The sequence below is a fragment of the Rhodococcus sp. OK611 genome (assembly GCF_003050885.1).
Taxonomy (GTDB): Bacteria; Actinomycetota; Actinomycetes; order Mycobacteriales; family Mycobacteriaceae; genus Rhodococcus_G; species Rhodococcus_G oryzae.
The window spans coordinates 17,125-32,313 of sequence record NZ_QAOZ01000017.1 but is presented as its reverse complement, the minus strand read 5'-3'; the positions used below and the strand labels follow the sequence as shown (position 1 = coordinate 32,313).

The following is a 15,189-nucleotide window of genomic DNA, read 5'->3' as shown; positions in this document are numbered from 1 at the left end:
CGGACGGGTAGCAAGGGGCGGTGAACCGAACACGCAACCCGGAAGGCGGGATCCGAAGACCCCCACACCCATTCGATCGACCGATGACGTGATCCAGTTCTTGGTCGGTCAGCACGAACAGATCAAGGCGCTGTTCAACGACGTTCTCGCCCTGTCTGGGAAGGCTCGCGGTGAGGCGTTCTTCGCGCTTCGTCGATTGCTTGCGATCCACGAGACGGCGGAGGAGGAAGTGGTCCATCCTCGGGCCCGGCGTGACCTCGACAATGGTGGCCCATTTGTTCGCGGCCATGCTCGACCGAGCACGCGACGCGATCGACGGGCCCCTCGGTGAGGAACCGGGCGAGATGAACGCAAACATACTGGAACTGCTGTTATTGCTGTTCGCGAGTGGCGGGATCGTGGTGATCGTGCGGGCGAAGGTGCGCCATCCGGCATACCGGAGGCCGCCCGGTATGAGCCAAGGCTAGAGATACCGGCCACTGCGCGGCCATGATCGACCCGCCCGTGGTCACGCACTGCCTGCCGCGATCACATCGACGAGGGCTTCGCAGAAGGCCGGAAGATCGCCCGGGTTGCGGCTCGAGACCAGGTTGCGGTCGACCACGACCTCTCGATCGACGACGGTGCCGCCCGCATTCGCGATGTCGGTCCGGATGCTGGGGTAAGCGGTCAGGGTCCGGCCGCGCACCGAGTCCGCCTCGACGAGGGTCCACGGGCCGTGGCAGATCGCGCCGACGGGCTTGCCTGCCGAGATGAAGTCGCGAACGAAGTCGACCGCCGCGCGATCCTGACGCAGATGATCGGGATTGGTGGTCCCTCCGGGCAGGACCAGTCCGTCGTATTCGGCGACCGTTGCCGCCGCCACGCGCTCGTCGACCGGGTATCGCCCCGCCTCGTGCACGTCGCCCTTCATCGCCTGGATCTCGCCGGTGTCGAGAGACAGCAATCTCACCTCCGCCCCTGCGTCCTCGAGCGCGCGTCGCGGCTCGACCAGCTCGACCTCTTCGACGCCGTCGGTGGCGAGTACGGCCACCCGCTTTCCGGCGAGCTTGACGGAATTCATGGTTCCTCCTGTTCCGTGGGCAGCGACTGCCGGTGTGACCGACGATCTATCCCGTGGCGAGAACGTTCGCGGACATGCCGAGGTAGACGAGCATCGCAATGAACAGGACCCAGCCGGCGCCGTGCCAGACGGGCCATGTCCCACCCTCCCGCCACAGGCGATAGGTGCGCACGAAGGCGCCCAGGCCGCCGAGCAGGAGGATGACAGTCGGTCCGAGCGCCAGAATGTAGCGTTCCGGGTTCGAACACACCGCGGTCGAGGCCTCCGCGCACTCGTCGCGGTTCGACAAGCCCCAGGCCAGGGAGACGGCCATCACGGTCAGCGCAAACCCGACGACGGCGAGCGTGTACACGGCGGCGCCGCGGAGCGTGTCGCGATCGCCCCAGCGCTTCTCGACGTCCCGCTTCCCGACGTCCTCGGCCATGCTCTCCTCCCGATCGAGTGCCCTGTCGGTCAGGGGATGCCCGGTAGGCACGCGGTCGAAACGGATCGAGTTCTCAAACGTTTCGGCGGCGCTCCGGTGCGGTAATCAAGAAGCGACCTCGGGAGGACAGATGTTCACACATGCATCCAGCGGCCGGCACGCAAAGAGACCGAGCCGATGGGGTCGGCGGATCGGTGTGGCACTCGCCGGCTTCGCGATCGCCGCGGTACCGGCGTGCGGCTCGGACGACGGCACGCCCACGACTCCTGAAGCGCCGTTGACCAATTCTTATGGCCCCGGAACAGGAACGATGACCGCACCCGGCACGCCGGCCGAATCCATGGTCGTCACCATCAGGGACTTCAAGTTCGAGGTCCCGACGACGGTCCGGGCGGGGGCCGAGATCTCCCTGGTGAACCAGGATGACGTGGAGCACTCGGTGACCTCGAACGAGGCGGGGAAATTCGACGAGGACGTCGACGGGAACAACACCGCGACCTTCGACGCACCGATGAACCCGGGCACCTATCCGTTCCACTGCACGTACCACCCCGAGATGCAGGGGATACTCGTCGTCGAATGACGTCGGCGGAAGGGGTGCGCTCCCCGTCCTGATCGGTGACTACACCGGCTTCGGATCAGCCTGTCGATCGAGGTGGTTCTCGGCCATCCAGGCCGCGATCTGTGTGCGCGAGGTGAACCCGAGCTTGGACAGCACGTGTTCGACGTGGCCCTGGGCGGTACGGGGCGAGATCACCAACATGGACGCGATCGCCTTGTTCGAATGGCCCGCCGCGACCAGGTGCGCCACCTCGGTCTCGCGGGGGGTCAGCACGGGCGCGACCGGCGTCGTCCGGGCCTGGGCGACGCAGCGGTCTCCGAGCGCATACGCGACAGCCTCGTCGAGACTCATGGCGGCACCGGTACGAAACGCCTCGCCGTAAGCGCGGGTACCGAGCGCGTCGCGGGCGAGCTGTTCGCACTCCTCATGGTGGGCCAGGAGATAGGGGAGGGTCGCTGAGCTGCTCCCGACAGTCCGCGAGAGCGTCTCGGCGGCGCCCATCAGCACCGCGGCACGCGTCGGCTCGTCCTCGCGGGTCGCGATCCAGGCCAGTGACTCCAGGCACCAGCCCGTCATGACAGGGTCATCGACCTTCCGGATCAGCCGCAACGCCAGCTCTGTCACGGTTGACGCGCGACCGGTGTCTCCCGTGCGGAGCGCCGTCAGTCCGAGGGTCCATGACGAGTACGCACGGAAGAAGGACTCCTCCCGTGGGGTGGTGATCGCCAGCACCTGCTCGTGACACGCATTGGCTGTCGCCTCATCCCCGGACAGTCCACTCGCGATTGCCAGGCCGAGGAGGCCACCCAGTTGTCGGCCGATCCGGGACGCGCTCGGACCTCGGTCGGCCCCGGTAGCGGACGATGCGCCCGCGCTGGCGATTGCAGTCTGGAGCGGTTCTACCGCCGCCGCGAGGTCACCGCTGAACAGCGCCCGGTATCCCCTCGCGTAGTTGCCGATCTCGAGTGACTCCGCGCTCCCCAGCTGCTCCGCAAGCGAGCAGCACTGTTCCGCCCGCGCCGAGGCCTCCCCGAGTTGACCCTGCATGCCTGCCAACACGCCGTCGCAATACAACATCTCCACGCGCTCCTCGGCCTTCATGGCGTCGGAGCTGGTGAGGCAGCGGCCCATCCATCGCCTTGCTTCCGCCAGCATGCCCCGGCACGACCAGAACATGAACAGGGCATTGGCGGTGCGTGCAGTGACATCTGGATCGATGCGGACGACCGCGTCGGTCAGACCGAACGCCAGAGCATCCCGCAGGTTCGACTGTTCCCGATCGAGTCTGGCGATCCATTCGGTTTGGCGGGGGCCGATCCACTCGGACTCGGCGCGCTCCACCACCTGCTCGTACCACGCGAGGTGCCGCCGCTGCGCCAGCGGAAGGTCGCCGGATTCGCGCAGCTTCTCGCGGCCGTAGTCGCGGATCGCCTCGGACATGCCAAGGCGCACGACCTCACCGACCTGCTCACGGGCCAGGATCGACTTGTCCACCAGGGACGACACCGCGTCCAAGAAATCGTTGGCAACCAGCGCCTCGGGGCAGACGCCCTCGGCCGCATCGAGCTCGAAACCGCCGGCGAAAACCGACAGCCAGGCCCATAGCTGCTGCTCGCGCGCCGTGCACAGGTCGTAGCTCCAGTCCACGCACGACCGTAGGGTCTGTTGTCGGGTCGGCGCGACCCGGGAACCGACGGTCAGCAACTGGTACCGGTCGGTCAGGCGGTGCAGGATCTGTTCGGCGGTCATCGCCCGGATCCGCACGGCCGCCAGCTCGATCGCCAACGGAAGCCCGTCCAGCCTGCCGCAGATTCCCGCAACCGCCGCGCAATTGCTCTCCGTGAGCACGAAGTCCGGCAGGCAGGCCGTGGCGCGTGCGACGAACAACGCCACCGCCTCGCAATCGGCCATCGCCTCGAGCGGCGGGGCCTGATGGGTGCTGGGCACCGCCAACGGCGGCACCCGCATCACCTGCTCGCCGTCCACCCCGAGGACCTCGCGGCTCGTCGCCAGGATCTGCAGCTCTGGACACGCTCGCAGCAGTGTCTGTACCAACGCAGCAGCGGCGCAGAGCACGTGTTCGCAGTTGTCCAGCACCAACAGCGTCTGTTTGCTGGAGAGGCGATCGATCAGCAGGCGAGAGACCGAACGTCCGGGCCGATCCGGCAGCCCGAGCGCCGCGGCGATGGTCTCGGGCAACAACGCAGGATCATGAAGGTCGCCGAGCGCGACGAACCACACACCGTCGGCGAACGCGCGCCGCGAATCCTCGGCTACCCGCAAAGACAATCTGGTCTTGCCGACCCCGCCGATGCCGGTCAACGTGACCAACCGCGAGGTGGACTGCAGCCGCCGTGCCTCGGTTATCTCGTGGCGCCTGCCGATGAAACTGGTCAATTCAACCCGCAGGTTTCCGGGCTTTTCCTTGACAGAGGTTGTCATCGAACGTCATCTCGTTTCGCGGTGTGCTGTGATCGACGCTATCCCTGGAAGGCTATGCCCGGCCGATGGTGGCCATATCGTTGCGTTCATTTTGTTCAGCCGCTCGGCTCATACTCGGTCCACCGCACCGATCACCCCGGTATGCAGGGCGTTCCCGTACGTTTCGGCCGCGTCGGCGCGGGGGAGGGGCGTGCCCCTCGAGACGAGTTGGTAGGCCGGATTCAGGGCAGCGGCGTCCCGGACAGAGGCGCCCGCGCCCACCGTGTACCGCTGCGTGGTGTTCATGGACTCGTGCCCGAGCATTCGCATCAAGGTGTAGATGCTGACGTTCTGGTCCGCCATGGCGGTGGCGAAGGTATGCCGAAGCTGGTGGACGAGGGCGCCCTTGGCGCGGTCACCGTTGATCCCCGCGCGGCGATAGGCGCGTTCGACGCGGTACTGCAGCGTCCCCCTGGTGATCCGTCTGCCGTCGCCACCGACGAACATGGGGTCGGCGTCGGTGAACCGCTCCCACGGGGAGACCTCGGCCCGCGGCCTGCGTCGCGCCGTGTCGGGGAATCGCTCGGAACGGCTGACGAGGTAGTCGCCGAGTACATCGACCACAGCCGGCTCGACGGTGACGACCCGCTCTTTGTTCCCCTTACCGTGCACGTGGATCACCTTGGCGTGGCCGTCCCCGTCGTCGATCGCGTCGCGCAGGTCTCCGAGATCGACCGCGATGAGTTCGGCGGAACGCATCCCGGTCAGCAGCCCCGTGAGAATGAGCGCGAGGTCGCGTTCCGGCCAGGCGCGCGCGCCGTTGTCGTCCGACGATTGGAGCGTTGCCACGAGCCGTTCGATCGAGTCGGCACGAAACGCCTTCGGCAGTGTCTTGGGTGCCTTCGGCCGCAGCACCGCCGACATCGGGTTGGCGACGATGGCGTCGACGGAGAACAGGAAGTCGCACAGCATGTTCCAGGTGGACCAGCATCGCCTGATCGAGGCCGCCTGGTGGGTCCGCGCGTAGTCGGCGAAGGCCGCCCGCACTGTCGTCTTGTCGAGCGCGTCGAGGGTGAGGTCCGCGGCGGTCACCCCGCGGGCACGCGAGAGGGCATCGGCGATGAGGGTGTAGTCCTGACGGTAGGCCTTGAGGGTGTTCGGTGAGGGTTTGGCGGTGCTGCGGTGGACCAGGAACTCCTCGAACCAGGGGGACAGCCGATCCCGTGCCCGACCTCCCGTCGGGACGCTCTCGTCATCGGGGTCTCGCTCCGTCACCATGAGCGGGCACGCTAGCGGCAGGCACCGACATCGAGGGGAGCGGGTCCGGGGATTTCCGTCAAACACGTTGGGGCAGGGGCCTTTGGGCGGCAGCGGCCGCCGCCGACACGGGAGCGCGTCGATCCGAGCGATCGGGTGGTCTTGATAATGTCATAACGCCGAGGATATCGGCACTCGTGCCGCAGCGGGGGTCATTCGCCGTAGTCGGCCGCCTGTTCGTGCCCGCTCGCGTCTGCCGGCAAGGAGAAGGGGGGCCTGCGTCGGCGTCCGGGGCGTGTGCGGTCGTGATTCCTCGTGTCGAGCGGAGGGCCTGCCGCGGCCGCCCGCCCGCGACGGTGAGTCGTCCTCGCCGCGGGGGAGTGCGGTGGCGCCAGGGCGTGGTCGCGATCCCCCCGGTCGACAGTGGAGGGGGAGTCGACGTTCTTTGCGGCGCCCGCTCTTGCATCAGTCGTCGAGGTGGTACGGCGGGGGAGTTGGCTGCGTTAGCCGGGTGTCGATTCCAGGGGAGGCGATCGGCGATCGGGCCTTGCGGTCATTCGTCGCGCGGCGGTATCCCTGGTGATAATGACATAACGCCTGGCCTATCGGCTCCTGAGCCGAACCGAGGGAACCTCCCACGGTCTTCTCACGTCCACCGACGCTGCCGTCCGTTGGCACAGAAAAGGGGAGGGCCGCGCCTCGGCCGCGGACGTGCCGCGACGCCCTAGGCTCGGGTGCAGTGTTCCGTGCGAATGTTCCGGCAGGGGGTTGTCGTGGAGACGGTCGAACTATCGGTGGGGACGATCGAGTACGAGGACACGGGTGGGCCGGGGCCCGTGATCGTGTTCCTGCACGGGCTGACCATGGACGGGACGCTCTGGCGGCACGTGGTCGCCGACCTGCGCGACGACTATCGGTGCATCCTGCCGACGTGGCCGCTCGGCGGCCACCGGATTCCGATGAAGCCGGATGCGGATCTGTCGCTCTCCTCGCTCGCTGTGCTGATCGGGGAGTTCGTCGAACGGCTCGGGCTGACGCAGGTGACGCTCGCGCAGAATGACTGGGGCGGAGCTCAGGTCCTGATCGCGAACGGCGACACCTCGCGGATCGGCCGGATGATCATCACCGCCAGCGAGGCCTTCGAGAACTATCCGCCGCCGCCGGCCCGGCCCATCGCGGCAGTCGCCCGGATCCCGGGCGGGTTGTTCCTGACCATGCAGGCGATGCGCCTGCGTGCGATGCGACGATCGCCGAGAGCGTGGGGAGGGATGAGCAAGCGCGCGGTCCCGACCGAGGTGATGGACGGCTGGTTCCGTCCGGCCACGGAGAACGCGCAGGTGCGGCGCGACCTTCGGAAGTACGTGACCTCCGTGCCGGACCGGGACACGCTCCGGACCTGGGCCGCCGCGTCCGCCGGCTACCAGGGCCCGGTGCTGGTCGTGTGGGGGACCGAGGACCGGGTGATGCCGGTCGAGCACGGCCGCCGCCTGGCCCAGCTCTTTCCCCGCGCGGAGCTGGTCGAACTCGCCGACTGCTACACGCTGATCCCGGAGGACAGTCCGCGCGAGCTGACCTCCGCCATCCGCGGGTTCCTCTCGTCGACGTGACCGTCGGCCGAGTCGTCGTCGAAGGATCCTCCGGCCGCGCGAAGAAGGTCCGGTGCCCGACGGCCCGGTACACGCGGCGTTTCGGCCGAGTCACGTGCTGATTGCGCGTTCCTGACTCGCGAGTAGCTGACGAGGTGCGCGAATCGTAAGGGCGTGGACACCGTGCGCCACGGGGTGGACACAATCCGTCTCTAGGGTCATTCGCATCTCCACCCGCTGTCTGTCTTCACCGTCGCAGCAGCTCAGCGTGCCCCTCTGCGTCGATCGACGCGTCACCCATCGGCTGGCTTCGTCCGGCAGCGCAGGGACCATCGGTCCCTGCGACAGAACGAGAAGGAATCTCACCGACCATGAAAATGACCAAACTTGCGGCCGTCTCGGCCATGACGATCGCGTCGATGGGAATCATTGCCGGTACCGCCTACGCGGATCCCACGCCCGCCACGACGGCGGGCGTGGGGTGGAACGTCACCCGCAGCGGCAACCAGGTGATCCTCGATACGGCCGCGGGTTCGCTGGCCAAGGAGAACAACCACCTGATCGTCCGGGACTCGAGCGGCGCCATCGTCGAGTCGGTGCCGCTGGCGCTCGCGGTCGACGGCATCGCGCACCCGGTCACGGCGACGATCGACGGCCGCACCGCGACGCTGACCGCGGACACCAGCCCGGCCGCGGCGACCCCGGTCGCCCTGCCGGTCAAGGACATCGACCTGCCCGCCGCCGTCGCGGGGGTCAAGGACAACATCACCATGACGGGCGCCGTCGGCGGCTTCCTCGGCGCCGCGACCGGTCTGGTCGGCGGCTGCATCCTGGGCGCGGTCGCAGCCGGCGTGGTCTCGGCGCCTGCGGCAATGCTGTTCGGTGCGGGCCCGCTCGCGGGCTGCATCGGTGGCGCGCTGCTGGTGGGAGCCGGCGCGTCGTTGGCGGGTACCGCGATCGGGGGACTGGGTGCCGTCGCCGCCAACGCCCAGCCCTTCATCACGCTGCTGAACGCGCCGCCCGCCGCCAAGAAGTAGTCCGATAAGCGGTATCGGCGCCCGGCACGGGGCCGGGCGCCGATACCGGTCAGGTCAGTCCGGAGCCGTGTCGGCGGCCCGGCCGAGGTGGCGAGCGAAGAACCGGGCCGAGCTGTCGCGCTCGTATTCGGGCACCTGGTTGTGCCTGCCCGGGTGGGCGTGCATTGCCTTCTCGCTCGAGGCGAAGGCGTCGAACAACGCCACCGCGGAGGTGTGGTCGATTTCGTCCTCGTCCCACGGAATCCGGTACTCGACCGGGACGGTGATCTTTCTCGCCGCCTCGATCAGAGCGTCGTGCACGTAAACCCCGCCGAAGCTCACGGCAGCGATCCGGGATTCGACCGCGGTCAACATCAGCCCTGTCACGACACCCAGATTCACCCCGCCGTAGCCGATCGGCGCTTCGGCGCCGATTTCGGGTAGAGCCTGCAGGGCGTCCAGGGTCGTCTGCCATTCCGGCACCGCACGCTCCGCCAGCGACATGTTGTAGTCGATGACGATAGGGGCGATCGGCTCGATCGCCGCCCTGGCCTGATGGATCGCCTCGACCCACCGTTGATCCTGAGGGTTTCGCGGCCGGTCACCGTGCCCGGGCGCGTCGATGGCGGCGACGGTGAACCCATAGGTGGTCACGCTGTGGAGTGCACTGGCCACCAGCCCCGGCGCCTTCTTGTGCATGCCGCCGGAGTGCCCCAACAGCAGCAGCGGTGCGCCAACCGTTCCGGATGTGGGCGACCAGAGCACGCCGGTGATCTCGTTCAGAGTGAAATTGCGTTCGATGACACCGCTCGACGGTGTCTCAGAGGTGAAATGCATGGTGTTGCCTTTCGGGATTGCCTTGTAGTCGAGGCGCTCCCGGCGACACCTACGTCAATCGCCGAACCGTGAAACGAGTGGGAGCACCCACATGATTACTGCGTTCATGGGTCTCACCTCCTCGCGTGATGCACGGTCTCGTAGACGCTATCAACCTGAAACGAATCCCGTCCAACCTATTTCCTGTCCACCCACCCGACCGGCGTGGTTCAACTGGCGCGTGTCGGACGGATCGCCGTCGCGGGGGATCGGTCAATAGGACCGCCGGCTCGGCCGCGGCGACGAGGTGGTGGAGGAGTGGGCCGGGTGGTGCGCTGGGGGGAGTCGTGGCCCGAGGTCGGCCTCGGGGCACCCGGTCTGAGTGGCGGGGAACCCGGGACGGGTCGGGTGGCGCCGCGTCGACTGGGTTCAGGTTCTGGCAAATCCCGACGGGGATACTTGAAAATCACGTATTCTGTTGTACTGCACCGAGTTTCATGGATAACAGTGATTATCCATGAAACTCGGTTGCGGTACCGACGATCGGTGTGCCCGTGCCGCCGGTGGGGGTCTGCGGTAGGTCTCGGTCGCCGGGCGACCGACTGCGGCGGCGAATTGATCCGTTCGGACGATTCGGATGCGTCGGTGCCTGGACGGCGGTCCGTCGGGACGCCGTCGTCCGCACGCGTGCGACGAACCCGTCGCTCCGGCGGAGGTGCTCGCGGGGGCGGTGCCGGGGTCCGTCTTCGGGTGATCCATCCCGTCCGATGGGTGTTCGGTGTGTGCGATGTGCTCGCGTCGATCCGAGGTCTATCCGTGCTCGTGGGGGCGGCCCGGATGCACTTTAGATGACATAATGTCGATTATCGGTTGTGCGCTGAACTGCGTTGATAACGCGTCCGCACGCGCGGCCGGTTGTTCGTTTGTTCCGTCCGCCGCCTTCAGGCGTCTTACTCGGCGCGCTCGGATGTAGAGCGCACCTTGCCGGTTGGCGATTGCCTGCAGACTCCGGCGACGGGTCCGCTGCAGGTTTGCGCGTTCCCTCGAGCCGCGTGGCCCGTGATGCCGGTGTCCGTCGCGCGCCCGTCGGGCTTGCTTCCGGGCACTTGCGACTCCCTCCTCGCGTGGGCTCCCGCTTCCGTCCTACGTCGCCCATTGCGTCACTGTGACGCAATGTTCGGTGCATGGGCTTGGCTGATGGGCGGTGTATTGATGCTCCAGGCCGGATCGGAAGCCGAGTCCGAGCTCGTCGCTCGCCCCCGTGCGCGCAGCGGTGGCGATGGTTCCGGCGCCCCGAACTGACACTGATCGGTCCCGCGGCGAAGTCGGCGCCGGGCATGACCGCGCCTCCCCTCTCGCTCCCTTGGGGCCTACCCTTTGTCATTGCGTCACTGTGATGAAATGATCCCGACGGGTCCCGGACTCGTCATCCGCGAACGTCACGTCGATTGAAGCCGACGATCGCGATGATGATCAACACCGCGACCGTCGCCGACGCGACGACCGCGGATCCGGCGGAGAACCCGTGCTGGATCGGATCGTGGCCGGCGTACTGGAAGAAGGGCGAGGTGCGCTGCCACGGCTCGAGCCAGGACACCATGGGCGCGAGACCGTTGACGATGTACGCCAGGACGGCTGCGGCAACGGGCACCGACCTGCTGACTGCTGGGTGACCGGTGATCGCACCCAACGCCAAGGCCAGTGTGCCGAAGACCAACGCGAGGAGCACCGCATGCACCATCGCGGCGGCCACCCCATTCTGGGGCAGGTCCATGTTCGCGAGCGAACCTAGCAGCATCAACGCAACGCCGGTGACCGCTCCCAGGAGCGCCGTGCCGATCAGCATGGCCGCGCCCTTCTCCAATACGATGCGGCGCCGACTGATGGGCGCGGAAAGCAGCAGATCAAGCGTCCTTCGATCCTCCTCTCCCGCTATCGCCGCGGCGCCCGCTCCGATCGCATACGTCAACAGCAGTAGTGGCACCATGAACGACAGGAGCTCGATCTTCACGTAGCCGATCGGTGTGGACATGTCCGCGCCGGACATCGCGAAGAGCGCACGAAATGTCTCCGGCATCTGGTCGAGAAACTCGTTCATCGACGGTTCGCCGCGCACACTCGGCCAGATGGCCACATACATCCCGACCAGCAGTACGAGGCCGATGGCCCAAGCGGGCAACGCGCGGCGTTGATCGTGAAGCGTCTTTGTCATCACGCTACGAAACATCGCTGGACTCTGTTCCGTAGTAGGTCATGAACGTCTCCTCGAGGTCGGCCTCGGCGCATTCGAGGTCGACCACCGTGAACTGGGCGATACGGTGGACCAATTCGTTGAGCGCCTGTTCCGGTGCATCGCACCTGAGGGTTTCCCCGTCCACATCGAGGTTGCGAACACCCTTGACGTCGCGGAACGCGTCCGCTCGCACGGGACGGTCGAACTCGACAACCACGTGGTGCAGGGACTTCTGGCGGAGCGTGTGGAGCTTTTCCACTGCGATCAACCGGCCTTCGCGGAGCATTCCGATTCGGTCCGCGACCTGCTGAACCTCACTGAGTAGATGTGATGACAGCAGCACCGTTCCCCCGGCAGCGGTGTGCTCTCGCAGTATCGCGTCGAACTCCCGTTGCATGATCGGGTCAAGACCGGTCGTCGGTTCATCGAGTATGAGCAGCTCCGGAGACGACATCAGTGCCAGCACCAGCCCGAGCTTCTGTCGGTTTCCCCGCGACATGACCCGCACGGGTTTGCCCAGATCGAGATCCAGGCGTTCGGCGATGTCGGCCGCCCGAAACCCTCCTCGGCGAGCCCCGACCTGGCCGAAGTAGGAGACATGATCGGAACCGGTCATCTTCTCGTACAGCGCGAGCTCGCCCGGAACGTAACCGACCCGACGGTGCACCCGAGGTGCTGACGACCAGCAATCGAACCCCAGCACGGTCGCCGATCCCGATGTCGGGCGCAGCATGCCCATCAGGATTCGGAGCGTCGTCGACTTCCCCGCGCCATTGGGCCCCAGATACCCGAAGATCTCCCCCGCATCGACGCTCAGATCCACGTCGACCAGCGCCAGCTGCCGGCCGTAGGACTTGGACAGGCCCGAGGTGGTGATCGCTGGGCGACGGGGCATGCCCCAAGCCTGGACCGCGCGCGCCCCACCAGATCAGGGTCCAAGGTCCCTTCCCCTGATCCAGTGCGACTCGGCAATGTGAATATCGGGTCGACAGTGCACCCAGGGAGGCGACCGTGTCACCGACCGCTTCGGTACAGGACCAGCCAGTGAATCCGCAGGAGTCGATCGACAGGCTCTTTCGTGATCTCCGCACGGGCGCGGCCGGACTAACCGAACGTGAGGCGGCGCGCCGCATGCAGGTATTCGGCCCGAACGAACTCGTCAGGCGAGCCGGGCGAGAATGGCCGGGACAGATCGTGCGCCAGTTCACTCATCCGCTGGCCCTGCTCCTGTGGCTGGCTGCGACGCTGGCAGGAGTCAACGGCGCCCCGGAGCTCGCGTTGGCCATCGTTTTCGTGATCGTGATCAACGCGGCGTTCGCCTTTATTCAGGAGCGCCACGCTGAGCGAGCAGTGGAAGCGCTGGCCGCCTATCTGCCTGCGCATGCTGCCGCAATCCGAGACGGCAGGTCCACACCGATCGAAGCTCGGCAACTCGTGCCTGGCGACGTGATTCATCTTCGGGAAGGCGATCGGGTGTCCGCCGACGCACGCCTGCTCTCGGGCAGCGTGGAGGTCGACCTGTCGACGATGACCGGAGAATCGGTGCCCACCCTGATCATGGCGAACGCGAATGTCACCGTCGGACCGCTCATCGCCGCACCCGACATCGTCTTCAGCGGAACAACCGTCGTCGGTGGCGACGCCGACGGCGTGGTCTTCGCGACCGGGATGCACACCGAGCTCGGGCGGGTCGCGGCGCTCTCGCAGCGGGTGTCGATAACCGAGAGCCCGCTCGAGCATCAGGTGAAACGAGTCGCCTGGTTGATCGCCGCGGTCGCGGTCACGATGGGAGTCGCGTTCATACCGCTCGGAACCCTGCTCGCGGGGCTCTCGCTGGACGATTCGACGAGTTTTGCCATCGGATTGCTCGTCGCCAACGTCCCGGAGGGGCTGTTGCCCACGATCACGCTCGCGCTCGCCGTCGGCGTGAGCGAACTGGCCAGGCGCGGCGCGCTGGTCAAACGGATCTCGGCCGTCGAAACACTGGGATCCACCAGCGTCATCTGTACCGACAAGACCGGCACGCTGACGATGAACAGGATGCGGACCGTCAAGATGTGGACCCCGGGCGTGGTCGTCGACTTCGCCGGACCCCTTCCAACCATCGCTGCGGGATCCCAGCCGGCCAGGGCGGCGCGGGTGCTCGCGGGGTGCTGCACCGTGGCGATGAGCACCGATGGGACCCTCGATGAGAACGCCGATCCGACGGAATCGGCGCTGTTGCACGCCGCGCTTGTCGTGGATCCCGATGTCACGGTCGGGGTCAGGTCCCCTGCCGCGCGGTTCTACTTCGATCCGTCGCTCCGACGGATGTCGATCGTCGCCGATCTCGGTGGCTCCTTGCAGGTCTACACCAAGGGCGCTCCGGAGGAGGTGCTGGCGCGAAGCGCATTCATGGCAGGTCCGGACGGCAATGATCTGACGTTGGGCGGCGCTGAGCGCGACCGAATAGCCGATCTGATCCGTGAATGGTCTGGTGAAGGTCTTCGGCTGCTCGCGATCGCGGACAGGACGCTCGACGTCACGGACGGTTCCACGCTGACGCGAGACGCGGTCGAACGGGACCTCACCCTCCTCGGGATCGCGGCGATGGTCGATCCGCCCCGGCCGGAGGTCGCCGATGCGGTCGCACGATGTCACTCGGCGGGCATCAGGATCGTCGTCATCACCGGTGATCACGGTCTGACCGCATCCCGTATCGCCAAGGACATCGGGATCGGACGCGACGGACTTCGCGTCATCACCGGAACCGAGCTCGACGCCATGCCGGAGGCGGCGCTCGATCAGCTCCTGGCGACGGATCAGGAATTGGTCTTCGCCCGCAGCTCGCCCGAGGCCAAGCTGCGGATCACCGATGCGTTGCGGTTCACCGACCATGTTGTCGCGATGACCGGCGACGGCGTGAACGACGCACCGGCCCTTCGCCGGTCCGACATCGGCATCGCGATGGGACGCTCGGGCACCGACGTGGCACGGGAAGCCGCGACCATGGTCCTCACCGACGACAACTTCGCGACCATCGTCACGGCGGTCGAGGCGGGCCGGCGCGTCTACGACAACGTCCGTAAGTTCATCGTGTACATCTTCGCGCACGCCACCCCTGAGGTGGTCCCCATCCTCCTCTACGCGCTGTCGGGTGGGCAGATCCCGTTGCCGCTCACCGTGATGCAGATTCTCGCGATCGACCTCGGCACCGAGACCTTGCCTGCCCTGGCGCTCGGGCGCGAAGCGCCGGAGCCGGACCTCATGCAACGTGCTCCTCGCCCGCGCGGCCGCAGTATCGTCGATTCCACGCTCCTGCTCCGGTCCTGGGCGCTCCTGGGTGGGGTATCGGCGGCCCTCGTGCTGGCCGCGTTCTTCGCCACCCTCGTTCGGGGTGGTTGGTCGATGGGGGCCGATGTGTCGTCGGGGCCCCTGCACCACACCTGGCAGCTCGCGACGACGATGACCTTCCTGGGAATCGTCTCGTGTCAGATCGGCACCGCGTTCGCGGCCCGAACTGAGCGTGCCTCCCTTCGTCAGATCGGGGTGACGACGAACCGTCTCCTGCTCTGGGGAATAGCCTTCGAAATCCTGTTCGCGGCCGCGGTGGTCCTCGTCGCACCACTCCAGCGTGCTTTCGGCACGGTGACCCCGAGCTGGGATCAGGTCGTGTGGCTCCTCCCGTTCCCCATCGTGGTCTGGGGGTGCGACGAGTTCTGGCGCTGGACCCGGCGACGGCGCAACCGCGTCGGATCGGGCACGGGAGGGTCGACATGATCGTGTATCGACGGACTTGGGACGTATGGCCCTAGTCCCCCGGGCCGGCCAC

The 15,189-nt window shown here is 67.0% G+C and carries 12 protein-coding genes and 1 pseudogene; 6 read left to right on the top strand and 7 right to left on the bottom strand.

Annotated elements, in window-relative coordinates; translation table 11 throughout:
- Window positions 1-70: 70 nt before the first annotated feature.
- Together C8K38_RS27845 and C8K38_RS27275 are read left to right on the top strand one after the other, a co-directional pair.
- A pseudogene (locus C8K38_RS27845) lies at window positions 71-280 on the top strand (hemerythrin domain-containing protein); the annotation flags it as partial.
- The gene (locus C8K38_RS27275) at window positions 252-467 is read left to right on the top strand and encodes a hypothetical protein (protein ID WP_179800658.1); all 216 of its coding nucleotides are present in this window, start codon (window positions 252-254) and stop codon (window positions 465-467) included. The pseudogene C8K38_RS27845 and the gene C8K38_RS27275, both read left to right, overlap by 29 nt.
- Before the next feature lie 41 nt (window positions 468-508).
- Here C8K38_RS27275 and C8K38_RS20745 read toward each other — a convergent pair whose 3' ends face one another.
- The gene (locus C8K38_RS20745; protein ID WP_097213303.1) at window positions 509-1,063 is read right to left on the bottom strand and encodes a type 1 glutamine amidotransferase domain-containing protein; all 555 of its coding nucleotides are present in this window, start codon (window positions 1,061-1,063) and stop codon (window positions 509-511) included.
- Window positions 1,064-1,109: 46 nt separating this feature from the next.
- Window positions 1,110-1,487, bottom strand: coding sequence for a hypothetical protein (locus C8K38_RS20740; protein WP_097213302.1), 378 nt, complete (start codon window positions 1,485-1,487; stop codon window positions 1,110-1,112).
- A 310-nt stretch (window positions 1,488-1,797) separates the two neighbouring features.
- Between C8K38_RS20740 and C8K38_RS27270 the strand changes: the two genes are divergently transcribed.
- On the top strand, window positions 1,798-2,070 hold the full coding sequence (locus tag C8K38_RS27270) for a cupredoxin domain-containing protein (RefSeq protein ID WP_179800662.1): 273 nt from the start codon (window positions 1,798-1,800) through the stop codon (window positions 2,068-2,070).
- Window positions 2,071-2,109: 39 nt separating this feature from the next.
- Here the strand turns inward: C8K38_RS27270 and C8K38_RS20730 are convergent, their stop codons facing one another.
- Window positions 2,110-4,491 (bottom strand): ATP-binding protein, encoded by a 2,382-nt coding sequence (locus tag C8K38_RS20730; protein WP_097213300.1) that lies wholly within the window; start codon window positions 4,489-4,491, stop codon window positions 2,110-2,112.
- Between the two features lie 108 nt (window positions 4,492-4,599).
- Window positions 4,600-5,748 carry a tyrosine-type recombinase/integrase gene (locus tag C8K38_RS20725; RefSeq protein ID WP_097213299.1) on the bottom strand — a complete coding sequence of 383 codons (1,149 nt, stop codon included), beginning with the start codon at window positions 5,746-5,748 and terminating at the stop codon, window positions 4,600-4,602.
- 752 nt (window positions 5,749-6,500) lie between these two features.
- Here C8K38_RS20725 and C8K38_RS20720 point away from each other — a divergent pair.
- Both C8K38_RS20720 and C8K38_RS20715 read left to right on the top strand, forming a co-directional pair.
- Window positions 6,501-7,334 carry an alpha/beta fold hydrolase gene (locus C8K38_RS20720; protein WP_097213400.1) on the top strand — a complete coding sequence of 278 codons (834 nt, stop codon included), beginning with the start codon at window positions 6,501-6,503 and terminating at the stop codon, window positions 7,332-7,334.
- A gap of 350 nt (window positions 7,335-7,684) precedes the next feature.
- Window positions 7,685-8,350 (top strand): hypothetical protein, encoded by a 666-nt coding sequence (locus C8K38_RS20715; protein WP_097213298.1) that lies wholly within the window; start codon window positions 7,685-7,687, stop codon window positions 8,348-8,350.
- Window positions 8,351-8,404: 54 nt separating this feature from the next.
- Here C8K38_RS20715 and C8K38_RS20710 read toward each other — a convergent pair whose 3' ends face one another.
- From C8K38_RS20710 to C8K38_RS20700, 3 genes are all read right to left on the bottom strand, one after another.
- Entirely contained in the window at window positions 8,405-9,166 is a 762-nt protein-coding gene (locus tag C8K38_RS20710) for an alpha/beta hydrolase (protein WP_097213297.1), read from the bottom strand.
- Window positions 9,167-10,571: 1,405 nt separating this feature from the next.
- A complete protein-coding gene (locus C8K38_RS20705) occupies window positions 10,572-11,357 on the bottom strand; it encodes an ABC transporter permease subunit (protein ID WP_245220939.1) in 786 nt (261 codons plus the stop codon).
- Window positions 11,358-11,361: 4 nt separating this feature from the next.
- On the bottom strand, window positions 11,362-12,273 hold the full coding sequence (locus tag C8K38_RS20700) for an ABC transporter ATP-binding protein (protein ID WP_097213295.1): 912 nt from the start codon (window positions 12,271-12,273) through the stop codon (window positions 11,362-11,364).
- A 116-nt stretch (window positions 12,274-12,389) separates the two neighbouring features.
- Here C8K38_RS20700 and C8K38_RS20695 point away from each other — a divergent pair, with 116 nt between their 5' ends.
- The gene (locus C8K38_RS20695) at window positions 12,390-15,137 is read left to right on the top strand and encodes a cation-translocating P-type ATPase (RefSeq protein ID WP_306455752.1); all 2,748 of its coding nucleotides are present in this window, start codon (window positions 12,390-12,392) and stop codon (window positions 15,135-15,137) included.
- The last annotated feature ends 52 nt before the right edge of the window (window positions 15,138-15,189 follow it).